The organism is Haladaptatus sp. T7 (assembly GCF_026008575.1).
GTDB classification, from domain to species: Archaea; Halobacteriota; Halobacteria; order Halobacteriales; family Haladaptataceae; genus Haladaptatus; species Haladaptatus paucihalophilus.
Window position 1 is genome coordinate 200,090 of record NZ_BROP01000005.1, and the last position, 17,894, is coordinate 217,983.

Here is a 17,894-nt window from a genome sequence, read left to right on the forward strand (position 1 = left end):
TAGTTCGAGTCACTGGATTCTTAAAACTTCCCAAAGCGTTTTGCCCGATTCGCTTGTATCGAGGGCTGTACCCGCTAAATCATGGTACCATATGCCAGTGTCCAGGGCGAAAAGAGGCCAGTCTGGTCGTGAAAGAAGAAAAACGACGGACGGAAACCGCTTAGTCTTCCGTCGTGTACGCTCGGTCGTAGCCGAACGGTTTGTACGCTTCGCCGCCGCCCTCGTAGAACTTGCCGAAGAACTCCACGTACTCGAGACGCACTGCCTGCAGTCCGGCGCTGGTGATACCCAGCGTGAGGACGAGCGCGTGCCCGAGGACGAGGATGAGCAGTCCGCCGAGGATGCCCCCGATGCCGGAGTGAATGAGTCCGGGGAACATGATGCTCGCCCCCTCGTGGTGATGGAGCACGTAATCGGGGCCGTGCGAGAGCATGAAGTGCCATTCCTCACCACCGTGACTTTCGACGGTATACGCGCCGAAGAATAGGAGATTGACCACGAAGGCCATCCCTGCCTTCGCCAACAACACCGCGGCGAGACGGGTGTACGAGAGGACGTTCACGAGCACGTTTAGGAACTCGACTGCTTCGATGGGTTCGCCCACGACGAGCAGGACGAGTCCGAGGAAGAACACGACGAGCCAAATCGAGAACGGGAAGTTAATTCCCGGTATCGTGAACAAGTTGAATGCCGGGAAACCGGTGAACCCGAACGGGAACGGGTTCCCGTTGAAGACGCTCTCCGGCCCGAAGAGGAGACCGGGCGCGCTTCCGCCCGCACCCGAGAAAATCCACACCCAGAGGCCGAACATCATTATTATCCACGACCCGCTCTCGGTCACGGCGTCCGTGAAGCTGTGTTCCAAGTTCTCGACGAAGTCGATTCCCCATCCGATGGTGAGGTGGGTGATACCGGCCAGCAGGCTCAGCACGAGCCAACCAACGGCGAACTCGCCTTCGACGGGCTGGAGCCCCTTGTGGAGCGGCGGCCCGTTGCTGTAGATGGTCTCTCCGAGGATGTGCAACCCGAAGACTTCACCGTACAGAACACCAAACAGCATCGTGAACGCGCCCGCCCAGATGGCGATTCCGCCGAGGCTCTTGATGGCCTCGTTGTCGAACTTCGTGTAGATGAAGTATCCGATGAGGGTGTACAGCGCCCCGTATCCGAGGTCACCGATCATGAACCCGAAGAACAGCGGGAACGTGAGGAACAGGATGACCGTCGGGTCGAACTCGAAGTACTTCGGCCGGTTGATGGTCTGGACCAGCACTTCGAACGGTTTGACCGCGCCGGGGTTCTTCTGGACGACCGGCGGGTTTTCTCCCTCCGTGACGTGGCCGCCGTCCGTGGCGATGCCCGTCTCTTCAGCCTTTTCGAGCGGCGCGTGGTGGCCGCCCTTTTCCTCGTAGGACGCCCGTTCGAGCTCGTCCACTTCGACGTGCTCGCCGACGGCGCTGTCGAGGTTGCTCTTCAGTTCCGCGTACTTCTCCGTCGGAATCCAGCCTTCCGCGACGAAGGCGTTCTCCGTCGTCGCAAACTGGAGCGGCGCTTCCGCCTTCTGGACCTCGATGGCGAGTTTCTCCTCGGCCGCGAGGAGGAATCCCGCGGCGTCGAGCTTCACGTCGTTCAGCTCGTTTTCGACGCCGTTGAGCTTCGATTCGAGCTTCTGCTTGTCGTGTTTGAGCTCCGCGACGTACTCCTCGGGGCTGCCGGACGCGTCGGGGATTTCGAGCGACGCGAAATCGGCGCCGACGAGCGCATCGTCGAGCGCGTCGTCGTCCGCTTCACCCGTCGGATACACGAAGACGGCGACCGTTTGCCCTTGCGTGAACAGTTCGTACTCCTGAACGTCCTCGGAATCCGCGAGCGCGCGCTCGATTTCGTCCGCGTTTCCTTCGCCGACCGCGACCTGTAGATGGTCGTAGCCGGATAGCAGGTCGAGGTCGATACCGAGCGTGGCGAACGGCTCCATCGAGTCGATTCGGTCCTCGACGCTTCGAAGCTTCTCGCCGAGTTCGTTTCGGCGGTCGTCGAGTTCGTTTACCTGCGCTCGGATGTCCTCCAGTTCGTCTTCCAGCGCTTCGCCGGTGACGATTCGCTGCGGTCCGGCGTCCTCCGCGTCCACACCGAGAATGCTCTCGATGGAACGGACGGTGACGAGTTTATCGGATGCTTCGTCCGCACCGCTGACCGGGTTCCCGGGGTCGAACCCGTCCCACGACCCGTCGTAGTTCGACAGGTGGACGAGGTTCAACTCGTGGATGGTCTCGATGACGTCGGACATGACGGTGCGCGAACCGGTCACCGAGATTTTGCTCATCTGTTCAGGTCTGAGCATGCACCGCCTCCCTGAACCTGTCGAGGACGAACTCTATCGCGTCATCGACGTTTTCCTCGGCGCGCGTTTCGAGTGTTTCGCGCTCCTCCTCGCCCTCCGCGAGGAGCTTTTTGCGCTTGGATTCGATGTCGTCCCGTGCGTTTTCGAGTTTTCTCTGCTCCAGTTCTTCGGCCTCTTCGTGGGCTTCCGAGCGGATTTCCTCCGCTTTCGTGCGCGCCTCGGAAATCCGCTCTTCGCGGGCTTCCTTAGCGTCCGCAACGATGTCGTCAGCCTCCGTTTCGGCCTCCTTTATTCGTTCGAGAACCTCTGGCCTCGGCATATACTGTAATCACGCGGAAGGTTGCGCGAGTGGCTATAAACTACTTGCGGAACCATCTCGACCCCTCCACGGGCGAAAATGGTGGGGATTCATCATCGCTCGGTCCCAACCGCCGGATAATGGGTATCCTCGAAGACAAACGTCGAGCACGAATCTTCTACAAGTACCTCTCGAAGGTGTACGACCAAGTGAATCCGTTCATCTGGGACGAGGAGATGCGTGACGAGGCCCTGTCGATGCTCGACATCGACGAGGATGATACGGTACTCGATGTCGGCTGTGGCACCGGGTTCGGAACCGAAGGACTGCTCCAACACACCGAGAACGTGCACGGTCTCGACCAGAGCGTCCATCAACTCGAAAAGGCGTGGGCAAAACTCGGCAAATACGACCCCGTGAGCTTCTATCGCGGCGACGCCGAACGGTTGCCGTTCACAGACGACTCCTTCGATATCGTCTGGTCGTCCGGGTCCATCGAGTACTGGCCCGAACCCGTCGAAACTCTCCGAGACATCCGTCGCGTCACGAAACCCGGTGGGGAGGTCTTGGTCGTCGGTCCGAACTACCCCGGAACGAGCATCATGCAGAAAGTCGCGGACACCATCATGCTCTTTTACGACCGCGAGGAGGCGGACCGGATGTTCCGAGAGGCGGGATACGAGGACATCCGCCACCGGGAGATGGGACCGACGTACGACCCCGATATCGCCATCACGACCGTCGCGCGCGTGCCAGAGAAATAAAACCCCGAGAACGGCGCGGAAATAATAGGCACGACGGTACGAAAACGGGGAACCCCGATGTCACCGCACGGTCGTTTCGATTTCGGCGATCAGCGTCTCGTTCTCCACGATTCGAACGTCTATCTCGTCTCCCGATTCGAGCAGCGGCGCGTTCGTTCCAGCCAGTTCGAGACTTGCGACCTCCCCGGCGCTCCACGTCGAATCCGCCGCGCTGTTGAACGGTCCCGTCGGCCCCGCCCGAAATCCGTCCGCCGAAAAAAACGGGACCGGTGGCTGCTCCTTCAATGGCTCGCCGTTCACGCTAATCTCGATATCGAGTTCATCGACGTCGAGTGATTCTCCCGCGCGATGCGTGAACGTCACTCGATTCGTCGTCGCACTGGCGGACACTCCGATGGCGGCGTGCTTCGGTGCCTCCAGCGACAGTGAATGTACCGCAACAGCTCCGATTGTTCCTGCTACAACGAGCGTAACGACGAGAAGGAGGACGGTTGCGACGACGGGTGAGAGCGCGCGATTCGACACGCCGAGGAGTGGTTCGGTGTTGGTATTTCAACCTTGGCCCTACCCGGCGATGTCTTGCGGCGGCCCGTTCGTCGCGTTCGTTCGGGTAACACCGTACGGGGTTACTGTTACGTTTACCCTCTCGGAGCCGTGTCTCGCCGAGACGGTGAACGTCCGCCGCGGGGAAACCGTTAACAGAATTCCGTCTGAATCGGTCTCTCCGACCTCGTTTTCCCCGATTTCGATAGTGGCTCGAACCGGGTCACCGTTCGCGTCGGTCAGGTTTATCCGCAGTGGTCCGCCCGGATACGTTCGATTGACGGCGAGGTGGAGATCGGTGCTGTTGTTCCGTATGGCCGTGCCGTAGGGTGTGTGGTTGTCTCCGGTGAGGAGCTTGTACTGTATCTCTCGATAGATTTTCTCCGTCCCGCTGTCGAGATACGCCGTGATGACGCCCTGTGGATATACCATCTTGGTTTCCGACACGCCTTTCTTGTACTGTATGTTCGAAGACGTTCCGGGATTCTTCTCTTTTACCCACGGATAGCTGTTCACTGTGATATTGGTCTTCTCCCGCCCCGTGAGGTAACTATCCAAACTGCTGTTTCGGTAATCGGATCGATACGCTTCTCGAACGTATTTGTTTCCGAGTACGGTCGACAACACGGTTCCATCGCTCGTCGTCGCTACGTAGACGTACTTCGAACCGGTTCCACTGCGAACGCTTTCGACCACGTTGTTGCGAACCTCTCCACGGAGGGGTATCAAATCCGCTCGAAGTTCGTACTCGTGTGGCGCGAATTGGATGACGCTTTTCCCCTTCGTTTTCATGTGATCGATCGCGCGGTTTACATCGTCCGCCCTGCTATCGAGCATGGCAAGCCGTTCAACATATTCGCGTACTCCAATCTCCTGATTGTTGAACTGCTTGCTCGCGCTCCGTTCTTTGTTTTTTAGCGACGATAGTTCCAATTCGAGATCGGTTCTAAACCGAGTAAGGAGCTGGTATCTCTCCTCATCGTCGTCCGCATTCGATAGTTTCTCGTCGAGCGTGTACATCTTCTGCTGCGACTGAACCTTGTTCCTGTCCATTTCGAGCGTGGTGCTGAGGCTCAGTGATGAGGTGTACGTCTCGCTCCGTTCCGGCGTTCCGAGGCTCAGGTGGGAGGATGTCTCGTTGAACCCCGGCGGTTTCGCGGGATTGTTCGCACTCGGCTGCGTCGAAGATGCGGGTTGCGAGCCGACTCCGAACGCAGCGGCAGGCGAACAGAAGAGGAGGAGGGCTACTAGTAGGATAGAGGACACCCGGCTCATATCGTTGATTACGTAACTACTCATTAAAATACGTACGGGATTCCGCGTTATTCGATGACCGGACGAAATCGCGCGAGACCTTTTAAATCGTCCCCTGACCTTTTATCGCATAGATGGAAAGTATTTTCTTGTCTGCTTAACCACAGTGGGATATGCGGTCACATTTCGCCCTCCTCGTGGTCCTCCTTTCCCTTTTAGCCTCGGGAACCGCCCTTGCGGCGGGTGATGTGCAGACTCATCCGGCTGCTACCGATTTCGTAGTGGGAGACCGCAGTGCGGTCAACGAAACGCCGACGAACGGGACGACGATACAGATTACGCCACGGGCCAATGGCGACGCTCACTGGAACGTTTCGATGGATTTCTCGCTCCACGACGAAAACGAAACGGAGGCGTTCAAGCGCTTGGGGCGTGATTTCAAGCAAGGCGACAGCAGTGTCGGCTTTTCGGCGGAAACGTTCCGAGAAATCGCAAAACGCGAACAGGCCGAAACCGGTCGCGAGATGAAAATACGGAGCGTCAACCGCGATTACACCGTGAGCAACGAAACCGGTATGCTGACTCTCTCGTTCATCTGGACGAATTTCACCCGTGTGAACGGCGATAAAATCTATCTCGGGGACGCGTTCTTGCTCGACGACGGGGAGTCCACGTGGTTCCGTTCGCTGTCCGCGAACCAAAATCTCTTCATTCACTCCCCCGACGAGTACGAGATTCAAAACTCGAATTTCGGTCACAACAACGGGACGATTACCCTCAGTGGCCCGATGACGATTCGTTCCCCGACCGGCGGTGGTCGCTTTATTCGAGTGACGTACGCCGAAGATTCCCGCCCGGTCGAGCAATCGACTCCACTATTGGCGTATATCGCCGGATTCGTGATCCTCGTGGGAATCGTCGGTGCTGGCGTCTACGCGTTCACCCAACGAGATGGGGACGGACCGGGAACCGATTCCGAACACACGGACGAGGAACCCATCCCATCGACGACACCTGACCCCGACCCCGAACCGGAAGACGACGAACCGAACCTCGAACTCCTCTCCGACGAGGAGCGCGTCGAGCATCTACTGAAACGGAACGGCGGTCGGATGAAACAGGCGACCATCGTCAAGGAGACGAACTGGTCGAACGCGAAGGTGTCCCAACTCCTCTCGGCGATGAGTGATTCCGACCGAATCGACAAACTCCGTATCGGTCGGGAGAACCTCATCACGCTTCCCGGCGAGGACGTGACCGACTTCGACGACGAGTAAGCGCTCGAACGCCGGAATTGGTAAGATTCCCGATTAGTACGGCACGTGCATTGTCGAGCGTTTCGAAAACGTTTACCCACTACCCGGAAAGGAATTGATTATGAAGGTCCTTGTAACGGTAAAAGAAGTCGCCGAACTCGCGGATGACTTCGAAGTGGACGGGACCGAGGTAGACGACCGCTACCTCGAATATGACCTGAACGAGTGGGACGACTACGCCGTCGAGGAAGGCGTCCAGTTGAACGAAGCGGGAGTCGCCGACGAAGTGGTGACCGTCACCATCGGCCCGGAACGCGCCGAGGAGACGATTCGGATGGCGCTCGCCAAAGGCGCTGACCGCTCGATTCGCGTGTGGGACGAGGCGCTCGAAGACCCCGACCTGCTCGACGTGGAGACGAAAACCAAAATCCTCTCCGCCGTCGTCGCGGAGGAGGACCCGGACCTCGTGCTGACCGGTGTGCAAGCCGGAGATGACGCGTTCGGTGCGACCGGCGTTGCACTCGCGGACGAGATCGACTTCGAGTGGGGTGCGGTCGTCAACGCGCTCGACCTGGACGCCGACGAAGGCGTCGCACACGTCCACCGCGAACTCGAGGGCGGCGTCGAGGAGTTGACGGACATCGAACTCCCCGCCGTGCTGACCATCCAGACGGGTATCAACGAACCGCGATACGCCAGTCTGCGCGGCATCCGACAGGCACAGTCGAAGGAAATCGCGCCCAAGACGCTCGACGACCTCGGCCTCGACGCCGACGCCGTTGAGAGCGACCTGAAACTGACGGACATGTACGAACCCGAGAGCGAGAGCGACGCGGAAATATTCGAAGGTGACGCCGGGGAGACGGCCGGGAAACTTGCTGACGTTCTCCGCGAGAAGGGGGTCGTCCAATGAGCGACGTCCTCGCGGTCACGGAACACCGCCGCGGCGAACTCCGCGACGAGAGCTTCGAAGTCATCTCCGCCGGGCGCGAACTCGCCGACGACGCGGGCGGCGACCTGCACCTCGCCGTCATCAGCGGCGACGTCGATTCTTACGCCGACACGCTGAACCGCGACGGTGTGGACACGATTCACACCGTCGAATACGGCGAGGAGTTCAACCACGACGTGTACGCGCAGGCCATCGAGGCGCTGTTCGCCGACCTCGAACCGACGTTCGTCCTCATGCCCAACAGCGTGAACGGACTCGACTACGCGCCCGCGGTCGCCAACAGCCTCGACCTGCCGCTCGTAACCGACGTCATCGGCTTCGAGTACGATGGCGTGCTCACGGCGACGCGCGAGATGTACGGGTCGAAAGTCGAGACCACGGTCGAAGTCGAAGGGGACCAGTTCGCCCTCACGACCCGTGGCGCGGAGTGGCCGGAAGCGGAGGGCGTCGGTGAAGCCGACGTGTCCGCGTTCGACTTCGACCCCGACGAGGATGCCATTCGCTCGACGGTCACCGGTTTCGAGGAAGTCGGCGCTGGCGACGTGGACATCAGCGAGGCTGAGTTCCTCGTCAGCATCGGTCGCGGTATCGAGGAGGAGGACAACCTCCCGCTCATCGAGGACCTCGTGGAAGCGACCGGCGCGACGCTCTCGTCGTCGCGTCCCATCGTGGACAACGGCTGGCTCCCGAAGAACCGACAGGTCGGCCAGTCCGGTTCGCAGGTGACGCCGACGGTGTACCTCGCTATCGGTATCTCCGGTGCGGTTCAGCACGTCGCCGGGATGAAGGGGTCGGACACCATCATCGCCATCAACAACGACCCGAACGCGCCCATCTTCGACATCGCCGACTACGGTATCGTCGGCGACCTGTTCGACGTGGTGCCGGAACTCATCGAGCAGTTCGAATAACGACCGTTTTCTTTTCCGCTTCGGAGTCCGGTGTATGACCGACGAGCGAGAGCGTTCGAACGCGTCTCACGCGAACCGACGTTTCTGTCGGTTCGGGCGGTGATGACAGCGGACTGAACCCGTCACGTATTTGCGTCCGCCGTCCTGAAGCACAGACGAATGGAGTACCTGATGGCCCGCAGGACGCTCGTCGAAGACCGGTTGGAGGAGGTCGTCGAGCGGGTCGAACCACGCGAACTGTCGGAGCAGTTGGCCCACACGGCACTCTCGGGTGGCAAACGGGTTCGGCCGACCGTCGCCATGCTGGCCTGTGAGGCCGCGGGTGGCGATGCCGAGAACGCAGTCGATTTCGGCGTCGGTATCGAACTGGTTCACGACGCGTCGCTCGTCGTGGACGACATCATCGACCGGTCGGACGTGCGGCGCGGGACGGAGAGCGCGTGGGCTGAGTACGGTTACGGCCGGGCCATCATCGCCAGCGACGGGATGCTCGGCGAGGCGTTCGAACTGTTTTCCTCGGACCCCCGCGCGATGGAAGTCGTCGCGGAGTCGATGATTGAACTCGGGATGGGCGAGGCGTCTGAACTCGTCGCCACGCCGTCGAACCAGTCCGAGTACATGGAACTCGCCCGCCGGAAGACGGGCGCGCTGTTTCGTGCCGCCGCCGAACTCGGTGCCATCGCGGCCGACGCCGACCCGGAAACTATCGACGCCTTCGGCGAGTACGCCGAGCGCGTCGGCATCGCCTTCCAGATCCGGGACGACGTGCTCGACGCCACGGCGGACCCCGACGACCTCGGCAAGCCCACTGGCCAAGACGAGGAAATCGGCCGCCCCTCCATCGTCCAAGTGACCGACCTCAGCGCGGCGGAGGCCAACGAACTCGCGCACAAACAGTCCGACGCGGCGCTGGCCGCCCTCGATAGAGTTGACGCACCCGATTCCGCCGCACTGGACTACTTGCGCGACTTCGCCGAGTTCGTCGTCACGCGCGAACACTGAACCGAAGCAGCCGAAGCTGATTTTCTCCCGTTTCTCGCATTTTCTCACCCGCTTTCAGGACGCGCGATTCGGACAGGTCGCGCCATCCGCGCGACCTGTCCGTATGCCCGGGGAGGAATGGGGACCCCGAGGACGGTTCGCGCAACCCGCGCGAACCGCCCGAATGCGGTGCGGTCATTTTCCCTAGCAACTGTCGTCGTGTCCATCGCTGTTGTCACCGCGGTCGTCGCTGTTGTCGTCGTATTCGCCGCTGTTATCGCCGTTTTCACTGTTTCCACACGTACTGCCGATACGGTATCGTCCGCGTTTCCCCTTCGTTGACGACACCCTTATCCGAACTCACCGAATAGAAATCCAACAAGCGTGGCTATCACGGACAAAATCTACGTCAAAAACCATCGGCAGATCTCCTCGCAACTGGAGACGAACATCCCGAAAGGGGCGTTCAAGGGCGCGACCCTCGACATCCTGTTTCAGGGCGACGGTCTCCAGAAACTCGACGAGGCGACGCGGGACCGCGTGCTCGACTTCGCCGAGGACTTTCTGGATTGTGACTGCCAGAGCAACCCCTACTGTGGCTGCCCGGAGCGGAAGTTCATGCGTTACCTCCTCGAACTCCGGGAGGGCGGCCTCGGCCCCGACGCCATCGTGGACGTGATGACCGACGACTATCTGGTGTACGCCTATCCGGGCGACATCCTCTCCTTTTTGGACGACTCGGTTCGGACGCTCGAAGCCGTCGAGGAACTCGCCCGCGTCGAGGGCGACGACTCGATGGAATCACGGTCGCGGCAGAAGAAACACTCGCTGTCGGGCTGAGTTCGGAACCCAACTATCCCAATCGGAACGGTTCGTCGCTCTCCAGTTCGTCGTCCAACTCCTCCAGTTGGATGACTTCCTCGTCTTCCTCGTCGCCGACCTTCGTCTGGAGGTGGCGGACGTACTCCTTGTGTTCCTGTAGCTGTTCGCGGAGGTGTTCGGCTTCCAGTTCGAGGCGCTCGTGTTCGCGGACGAAGCTCTTCGGGACCTCGACTTTCGGCGGGAACGAACTCTCGTCGCTTTCCTCCCCGATCTGATTTTCCGGAACGACTTTGACTTTCCCGTCATGGGCGACCAGCAGATCCACGTAGTCGCGGAACACTGCCGACAGCGAGATGTCGCGCTTTTCGGCGATCTCCCGCAGGGTTTCGAACGCGTCCTCGTTCACCCGGAAGGAAATCGTCTTGTTTTTGTTGCCCATCCTAGCGTATATTAGCACCGTGGCGCTACTTAAGGTTTCGTCAGACGTTGCCACGGCCGCCGTAGAACGACACCATTCCGCCGACTATCTTGTTCTCCGCCCGTCGCAGGTGCTCCTCCAGCGTCCGCCGCTCGACGCCCATCTCCGCCGCGATTTCGCTCGTCGTGGTCTCGCGCGGAATCCGATAGTACCCCATCTCGACCGCCAACACCAACGCCTCCTGCTGACGCGACGAAAGGTCGGGTAACGCGGTTTCCGGCGTGAGAAGCGGTCTGTCACCCGAAACAGCCCTGATTTCGCGCTTCGATTCTATCGTCACCGGAAACGTCGTTACGAGGTCGCGGTACAGCGCTGTCAGGTTCGCCGAATCGAGCGCCAGTATCCGACACCACTTCTCACCGGCGACGTACCGCAACGGCGGGACGAGCAGGCAGTTGTGGCGGGCGAGAAACGACTCCACGGTGTCGGATTCGTGCTCTTTCAGACACGCTTCGGTCATCGCCACCCGTTCGTCGCCCTCGACCAGTAGTTCCTGCACGCCGACGAGCCGTTCGATGCGTTCGAGGACGGCTTCCCCGTCCGGGCCGCTGAGGTGCAACAGGTCGCAGTGGTCGTTACACCACAACTCGACCGCCGTCTCGGTTCCCGCCGTCGCTTCCGCCGGAACGCTCGGCTGTTCGATTCGCATTACGACCTCGTGCATCACCGGGAATTCTCGCCGGAAATATTTAAAGAACCCTCCGAGAGGAGGGTCGTGGGTATTTGCGCCTCGCGTGCATACTACAAGCTAGAAACCGCATGAACGACTCATCGGACCCCGATCACGACATCGGCGACCCGAGCGCCCAGTGGCGCGACTATCAGGGTGCGCCCACCGGGACGGACATCGAGTGCAAGGGCTGGCGGCAGGAGGCGGCCCTCCGCATGCTGAACAACAACCTCGACCCGGACGTCGGCGAGAACCCCAAGGAACTCGTCGTCTACGGCGGGACGGGGCGGGCGGCCCGCTCGTGGGACGCCTACGACGCCATCATGGCCGAACTGCGCGAATTGGACGACGACGAGACGCTGCTCGTCCAGTCCGGCAAACCCGTCGGGCGATTCACGACGCACGAACGCGCCCCCCGCGTCCTCATCGCTAACTCCAACCTCGTCGGCAAGTGGGACGACTGGGAGCACTTCCACGAACTCGAAGCGAAGGGCCTCATCATGTACGGTCAGATGACGGCGGGGTCGTGGGCCTACATCGGTACGCAGGGAATCATTCAGGGGACCTACGAGACGCTGGCGGCCCTCGCGGACGAGCACTACGACGGCGACCTCTCCGGCAAAATCGTCGTCACGGGCGGTCTCGGCGGGATGGGCGGTGCCCAACCCCTCGCCGTCACGATGAACCACGGCGTCTGTATCGCGGCCGAGGTGGACGAGGACCGAATCGACCGCCGCATCGAAACCGGCTACTGCATGGAAAAGACCGACGACTTGGACGACGCCATCGAGAAGGCGACGGAAGCCGCCGAGAACGGCGAACCGTACTCCGTCGGCGTCCACATCAACGCCGCCGACATGCTGGAGGGGATGCTCGACAGGGGATTCGTCCCGGACGTCATCACCGACCAGACGAGCGCCCACGACGAACTGGAGGGCTACTATCCGTCGGGCTATTCCGTCGAAGAAGCCGACCACCTCCGCGAGGAAGACCCCGAAACGTACGTCGAGGAGAGTCTGGACACGATGGCTCGCCACGTCCGAGGCATCCTCGACATTCAGGACGCGGGTGCTATCGCCTTCGAGTACGGTAACAACATCCGCGGACAGGTGAAAGAACACCGCGACATGCAACACGCGTTCGACTTCCCCGGATTCGTCCCCGCCTACATCCGCCCGCTGTTCTGTCAGGGCAAGGGTCCTTTCCGCTGGGCCGCGCTCTCCGGCAACCCCGAGGACATCCACCGCACCGACGAGGCCGTCGTGGACCTATTCCCCGAGAAGGAGCAACTGCACCGCTGGATAGACCTCGCACAGGAGCAGGTCGAGTTTCAGGGACTTCCCTCGCGGGTCTGTTGGCTCGGCTACGCTACGGGCGATGCTCCGGAGGAGCATCGAAACGGAGGCGGCCCTGCCGCCGGAGGCGAAGACGTCCTCACCGAACGCGCTCGCTTCGCCCTCCGAATCAACGAACTCGTCGCGGACGGTGAAATCGAGGCCCCCATCGTCGTCACCCGCGATCACCTCGACGCCGGGTCCGTCGCCAGCCCCAACCGCGAGACGGAAGCCATGCGCGACGACTCGGACGCCATCGCCGACTGGCCGATTCTCAACGCCCTGCTCAACTGCGCGGCGGGCGCGGACATCGTGTCCGTCCACGACGGCGGCGGCGTCGGCATCGGCAACGCGCTTCACGCGAACAACCACGTCGTCCTCGACGGCTCCGAGTTGGCCGCCGAGAAGGCCCGCCGCGTGTTCACCACCGACCCGGGAATGGGCGTGATTCGCCACGCCGACGCGGGCTACGACGAGGCGATAGAACAGGCCGAGAAATCGAACGTCGCGGTTCCAATGCGTGATCGACCATGACCGGACTGAACCCACCGTCCGAATGGCGCGGCACGTCGTCCGATCCGAACGACGAACAGTTCGGCGACGTCGTAGAACCCATCTCGGAACTGGACGACGACCGCCTTTCCGAGTTCGACGCGGTACTCCTCGGCGAACCGTTCGACCACGCCGTCATCGGCCGAAAAGGCGCGGCGGACGGCCCGGCGGCGCTCCGCGAGAGCCTCGCCGGTGTGAAAACCCACCACTTCGACGCCGGACCGGTCGGCAACGTCGGCGACGCTGGCGACCTGATGCTCATGCTCGACTCGGACGAACCGAACGAGGTCACGACTCGACTGCTCCAGCAGGAGGCCCGCATCCTCACGAACCGACTCCACGACGCCGACGCGCTCCCCGTCTTCCTCGGCGGCGACAACTCCTTCACCTATCCGAACGCCGCACCGCTCCTCGAAGATGGTTCGCTCGGCGTCGTCAACTTCGACGCGCATCTCGACGTGCGCGAAGTGCGCGACGACCCGACCAGCGGCACGCCGTACCGTCAGCTGTTCGACGCGGGCCTCGACGCCTACGCCTGCGTCGGCGCGCGCCACTTCGAGACGAGTTCGAGGTACGCCGATACCGTCCGGGAATCGGGCGGCGAAGTCGTCACGGCCGAAGAGGTCGGCGACGATGCCGTCTCCGCCATCGACACCGCGCTGGAGTCGCTGGACGACGTTGACGCGATATACGTGAGCGTCGATTTGGACGTGCTCGACGCCGCGTTCGCACCCGGCGTCAGCGCGCCGACGCCGGGCGGCATCTCCCCCCGCGAACTGTTCCGCATGCTCAGGCTCGCCGCCAGCGACGACCGCGTTGCTGGTTTCGAAGTCGTGGAATGCGCCCCGTCGCTCGACCGCGACGACCGAACGGTGAACGCCGGTGCGCGGGCGATTGCCCACTTCCTCTCCGCCGTCGGAGGTGGCCAATGACCGACTCGGAACCGAACGAAAACGACCTCACCGCCGTCGTCCACGACGCGAAACAGGTCGTCACGGTCGAAGACGACGGGTCCCTCGGAATCTACGAGGACGCCGCAATCGCGGTGGTTGACGGCGATGTCGCGCGTATCGGCGCGACGGGTCCCGTCACCCGCGAGTTCCCGCCGGAGAACGCGACCCACGTCGTCGATGCGAGCGGCAAAGCGGTGATTCCGGGGTTCGTTGACCCGCACACCCACGCGCTGTTCGCCGGGGACCGCTCGGACGAGTTCGAGGCGAAACTGCAGGGGAAGACGTATGGGGAAATCCTCGCGGACGGCGGCGGTATCCTCCGAACCGTCCGCGCGGTGCGGAAGGCGAGCGACGAGGAACTCCTCTCGAACCTGCTCTCGCACCTCGATACGATGCTCGCCCACGGGACGACGACGGTCGAGGTGAAATCCGGCTACGGGCTGGACACCGAAACCGAACTCAGAATGCTCGACGTCATCGCTCGGGCCGACGACCACCACGCGGTCGATGTCGTCCCGACCTTCATGGGGGCCCACGCGATTCCGGAAGGCCGGGACGCGGACGACTACGTGGATGAAGTCGTCGAGAAACAGATTCCGGCCGTCGTGGAACAGGGTATCGCGGAGTTCTGCGACGTGTTTTGCGAGGAAGGCGTCTTCACAGTCCCGCAGTCCCGCCGCGTCCTGAAAACCGGCGAGGAGCAGGGATTGACCCCGAAGGTCCACGCCGAGGAACTCGCGCACATCGGCGGTTCGCAACTCGCCGCGAATCTCGGGGCGACGAGCGCGGACCACCTTCTCTACGCGACGGACGACGACATCGCCGCCCTGACCGACGCCGGTGTCGTCCCCGTCCTCCTGCCGGGAACCGCCTTCGGCCTCGGCGCGGAGTTCGCCGACGCCCGCGCGTTCCTCGATGCGGGCGCACCGGTGGCGATAGCGACGGACTTCAACCCGAACTGCCACTCCCAGAGCATGGGCTTCGCCTCGTCGCTCGCCTGCGTGGAGATGGGCATGACGCCCGCCGAGGCGCTGGTCGCCGGGACGAAACACGCCGCGATGGCGCTCGATATCGGAGACGGAACCGGGACGCTTCAACCGGGTACCCCGGCCGACATCGCGGTCATCGACGCACCGAGCTACGTTCACGTCCCGTACAACTTCGGCGTGAACACGGTCGAGACGGTGCTGAAGAACGGCGAGGTGGTCCATCATGAGTGAAATCGAAATCGACGGCGAATCGCTAACGCCCGAGGACGTCGAACGCGTCGCGCGCGACGACGCGACCGTCTTCGTCCCCGAGGACGTCCGCGAACGGGTCAGAACCGCACGGAAACGCGTCGAACAGGTCGTCGAGAGCGGCGAGGCCGTCTACGGCGTCAACACCGGCTTCGGCGAACTCGTGGACGAACGAATCCCGCGCGAGGACATCGAGACGCTCCAGACCAACCTCATCAGGAGCCACGCCGCGGGTGCGGGCAGGGAACTGCGCCGCGAGGAGGTCCGGGCCATGATGCTCGGCCGGGTCAACGCGCTCGTCAAGGGCTACTCCGGCATCCGCGAACTCGTCGTGGACCAACTCGTCACGATGCTGAACGAGGGCGTCCATCCGGTCGTCAAATCGCGCGGCAGCCTCGGCGCGAGCGGCGACCTCGCGCCGCTCGCGCACCTCGCGCTGGTCATCATGGGCGAGGGAACCGCAACGGTGGACGGCGAACGACTCGACGGTGCCGACGCGCTCGAAACCGCCGGACTCGAACCGGTGACGCTCGCGGCCAAGGAGGGGTTGGCGCTCATCAACGGCACGCAGCTCTCTGTCGGTCTCGCCGCCCTCGCCGTGCGCGACGCCGAACGAGCGATTCGAGCGGCCGACGTCGCCGGGGCGCTAACGACCGAGGTGACGATGGGAACCACCGCCTCCGCCGACCCCGTAATCGCCGACGTCCGTCCTCACGACGGCCACGCGAAGAGCGCGCGGAACGTAAAGCGCCTCACCGCCGACTCCGAAATCGTCGAGTCCCATCGCAACTGCGACCGCGTGCAGGACGCCTACTCGCTTCGTTGCCTGCCGCAAGTCCACGGTGCGGTCCGGGACGCCGTTGCCCACCTCCGCGGCGTCGTCGAAATCGAACTCAACAGCGCGACCGACAATCCGCTCATCTTCCCCGCAGATACGGTAAACAGTCGGGCCAGCGGTGCGGGCGACGCGGCTGTCCTCTCCGGCGGCAACTTCCACGGCGACCCGCTCGCGCTCCCGCTCGACTACCTGACGAACGCCGTCACGGAACTCGCGGCCATCTCGGAACGCCGGGTGGACCGCATGCTCAACCCGAACACGCAGGAACCACACCTGCCGCCGTTCCTCACCGAACACAGCGGGCTGCGCTCGGGCTACATGATCGCCCAGTACACCGCTGCCGCGCTGTTGAACGAAAACCGCTCCATCGGTCGCGCCTCGATGGACAACACACCCGTCAGCGGGAATCAGGAGGACCACGTGAGCATGAGCGCCCAGAGCGCGTACAACGCTCGCCGTGCAGTGGCGAACGCGCTTTCCATCGTCGGTATCGAACTCCTCTGCGGCGCGCAAGCCGCGGAGTTCGTCTCCGACGACCTCGCCCACGGTGTCGGTACCGCGGCCGCCTACGAGGCTGTCCGCGAAGTCGTCCCGCCGCTCGTCGAGGACCGCCCCATCCACGAGGACATTTCAGCGGCCGAGACGCTGGTGTGGTCCGGCTTGCTCGAAGAGCGCGTCTCGAACGCGCTCTCCGAACCCCTCGACTAATCGGCCATCGTCCGATTCGAGTCCGTCGCCGTCCCGATTCGCGGCTTCCCAGTTCTGTCGAGCGCCCACACGCCGTGTTCCTCGCACTCGAACACGCGATGAAAGACGCACGCGGACTCCGCACCGCATTTCGGGCACGGGTGAACCGGTCCTTCCGCCGACGTGTCCGCCCCCATCTCCGCGTACACGTCCCGCCAATCACCGCTCGGTGAGGTTCGTTCGTCGGGCATGGGTCGGTGTGGTGTCGGTTTTATCTCCGCTCGTTTCGTCCGTAATCGAGAGCCGTCGCTCTTCGCGTCGTCTACCCGGCCCCTTCGAAATCGTATCCGCGGTCGAAAGGGTGCTCGTGGAGTTCGCTACTGTGGCGTCGTTTCGCCCTCGGTAGCCGCTCCCTCGTCCGCTTCGTCGCCGCCGTCGTCACCCGCTCCATCGACGGTGGCGAGGCTTTCGAGCGCCCGAATCGCGTTGTCGCGGTAGGTGTCGATGGGTCGCTCGTACTCCTCTTTTGCCATCGCGGCGTAGCGGTTCGTCTCGTCGTCGAACGCCTCGATGCGTTCGAGGGTTCGCTCGGCGGTTTCGACCACCCAGCGGTCCCGCGTCGATTCGTCCACCACGGTGATGGACTCCGGTCGAAGCGAGACGTTCACCGTCCCGTCGTCCATCTCGAACGTCCGGGGTTTCCCGGCGATGGCGACGTAGGCCGGTGCTTCGAGTTCTCGAAGCATGGCCGCGGCGTCCGGCTGGTACTGCCCGGCGTAGACGAAGAACGTGTCCCCGTTCGGGTCCACGACCCGTCCGCGCCAGTATTCGCTGTCCTCACCGACGTCTTCCTTCTCGGTCAGCGTTCCGACAACGAAGACTCGGTTCGCTCGCTCGCCCGTGGGGAGGAGCAAGTAGACCGGTGCGCGCTCGTCGTCCGACTCTTTGAACGTGTAACTCGCGTCGTTGAACTCCGCCGCGAAGGTGCGGCGTGCGACCTCTCGTGTTGGTGCGTTGCTCAT

Annotated in this window: 18 protein-coding genes; 10 read left to right on the top strand and 8 right to left on the bottom strand. The window is 62.6% G+C overall.

Annotated features, from left to right (window positions below):
* Positions 1–160: 160 nt before the first annotated feature.
* Positions 161–2,341, bottom strand: coding sequence for a V-type ATP synthase subunit I (locus OPC11_RS14830; protein ID WP_264782410.1), 2,181 nt, complete (start codon positions 2,339–2,341; stop codon positions 161–163).
* Positions 2,328–2,660, bottom strand: coding sequence for an ATP synthase archaeal subunit H (ahaH, locus tag OPC11_RS14835; protein WP_007976093.1), 333 nt, complete (start codon positions 2,658–2,660; stop codon positions 2,328–2,330). Before ahaH ends, OPC11_RS14830 begins: the two co-directional genes overlap by 14 nt.
* A gap of 119 nt (positions 2,661–2,779) precedes the next feature.
* On the opposite strand from ahaH, the gene OPC11_RS14840 reads away from it, so the two are divergent.
* Positions 2,780–3,403 (top strand): methyltransferase domain-containing protein, encoded by a 624-nt coding sequence (locus OPC11_RS14840; protein ID WP_264782411.1) that lies wholly within the window; start codon positions 2,780–2,782, stop codon positions 3,401–3,403.
* 60 nt (positions 3,404–3,463) lie between these two features.
* Here OPC11_RS14840 and OPC11_RS14845 read toward each other — a convergent pair whose 3' ends face one another.
* Positions 3,464–3,928: a type IV pilin gene (locus tag OPC11_RS14845; protein ID WP_264782412.1), complete on the bottom strand. Its 465-nt coding sequence runs from the start codon at positions 3,926–3,928 to the stop codon at positions 3,464–3,466.
* 39 nt (positions 3,929–3,967) lie between these two features.
* The gene (locus OPC11_RS14850; RefSeq protein WP_264782413.1) at positions 3,968–5,221 is read right to left on the bottom strand and encodes a hypothetical protein; all 1,254 of its coding nucleotides are present in this window, start codon (positions 5,219–5,221) and stop codon (positions 3,968–3,970) included.
* Between the two features lie 152 nt (positions 5,222–5,373).
* Between OPC11_RS14850 and OPC11_RS14855 the strand changes: the two genes are divergently transcribed.
* From OPC11_RS14855 to OPC11_RS14875, 5 genes are all read left to right on the top strand, one after another.
* Positions 5,374–6,477: a hypothetical protein gene (locus tag OPC11_RS14855; RefSeq protein ID WP_264782414.1), complete on the top strand. Its 1,104-nt coding sequence runs from the start codon at positions 5,374–5,376 to the stop codon at positions 6,475–6,477.
* A gap of 100 nt (positions 6,478–6,577) precedes the next feature.
* A complete protein-coding gene (locus OPC11_RS14860; RefSeq protein WP_264782415.1) occupies positions 6,578–7,369 on the top strand; it encodes an electron transfer flavoprotein subunit beta/FixA family protein in 792 nt (263 codons plus the stop codon).
* Entirely contained in the window at positions 7,366–8,319 is a 954-nt protein-coding gene (locus tag OPC11_RS14865; RefSeq protein ID WP_264782416.1) for an electron transfer flavoprotein subunit alpha/FixB family protein, read from the top strand. Before OPC11_RS14860 ends, OPC11_RS14865 begins: the two co-directional genes overlap by 4 nt.
* Before the next feature lie 159 nt (positions 8,320–8,478).
* A complete protein-coding gene (locus tag OPC11_RS14870) occupies positions 8,479–9,321 on the top strand; it encodes a polyprenyl synthetase family protein (protein ID WP_264782417.1) in 843 nt (280 codons plus the stop codon).
* Positions 9,322–9,684: 363 nt separating this feature from the next.
* Complete coding sequence (locus OPC11_RS14875) at positions 9,685–10,140, top strand: DUF5814 domain-containing protein (RefSeq protein ID WP_007976114.1); 456 nt, start codon at positions 9,685–9,687, stop codon at positions 10,138–10,140.
* A 13-nt stretch (positions 10,141–10,153) separates the two neighbouring features.
* Here OPC11_RS14875 and OPC11_RS14880 read toward each other — a convergent pair whose 3' ends face one another.
* Both OPC11_RS14880 and OPC11_RS14885 read right to left on the bottom strand, forming a co-directional pair.
* On the bottom strand, positions 10,154–10,561 hold the full coding sequence (locus tag OPC11_RS14880; RefSeq protein ID WP_007976117.1) for a ribbon-helix-helix protein, CopG family: 408 nt from the start codon (positions 10,559–10,561) through the stop codon (positions 10,154–10,156).
* A gap of 40 nt (positions 10,562–10,601) precedes the next feature.
* Complete coding sequence (locus OPC11_RS14885) at positions 10,602–11,264, bottom strand: helix-turn-helix domain-containing protein (protein WP_007976119.1); 663 nt, start codon at positions 11,262–11,264, stop codon at positions 10,602–10,604.
* A gap of 95 nt (positions 11,265–11,359) precedes the next feature.
* Between OPC11_RS14885 and hutU the strand changes: the two genes are divergently transcribed.
* The 4 genes from hutU to hutH are packed head-to-tail and all read left to right on the top strand — an operon-like array spanning position 11,360 to position 16,893.
* Positions 11,360–13,138 carry a urocanate hydratase gene (hutU, locus tag OPC11_RS14890; RefSeq protein WP_264782418.1) on the top strand — a complete coding sequence of 593 codons (1,779 nt, stop codon included), beginning with the start codon at positions 11,360–11,362 and terminating at the stop codon, positions 13,136–13,138.
* Positions 13,135–14,088, top strand: coding sequence for a formimidoylglutamase (hutG, locus tag OPC11_RS14895; RefSeq protein WP_007976123.1), 954 nt, complete (start codon positions 13,135–13,137; stop codon positions 14,086–14,088). The genes hutU and hutG overlap by 4 nt, the downstream gene beginning before the upstream one ends.
* On the top strand, positions 14,085–15,329 hold the full coding sequence (gene hutI / locus OPC11_RS14900) for an imidazolonepropionase (protein ID WP_264782419.1): 1,245 nt from the start codon (positions 14,085–14,087) through the stop codon (positions 15,327–15,329). The genes hutG and hutI overlap by 4 nt, the downstream gene beginning before the upstream one ends.
* Positions 15,322–16,893, top strand: coding sequence for a histidine ammonia-lyase (gene hutH, locus OPC11_RS14905; RefSeq protein ID WP_264782420.1), 1,572 nt, complete (start codon positions 15,322–15,324; stop codon positions 16,891–16,893). The genes hutI and hutH overlap by 8 nt, the downstream gene beginning before the upstream one ends.
* Here hutH and OPC11_RS14910 read toward each other — a convergent pair.
* Together OPC11_RS14910 and OPC11_RS14915 are read right to left on the bottom strand one after the other, a co-directional pair.
* Entirely contained in the window at positions 16,890–17,123 is a 234-nt protein-coding gene (locus OPC11_RS14910) for a hypothetical protein (RefSeq protein WP_007976129.1), read from the bottom strand. The two genes, hutH and OPC11_RS14910, sit on opposite strands and share 4 nt — an antisense overlap.
* A gap of 126 nt (positions 17,124–17,249) precedes the next feature.
* Positions 17,250–17,894: an RPA family protein gene (locus tag OPC11_RS14915; RefSeq protein WP_007976131.1), complete on the bottom strand. Its 645-nt coding sequence runs from the start codon at positions 17,892–17,894 to the stop codon at positions 17,250–17,252.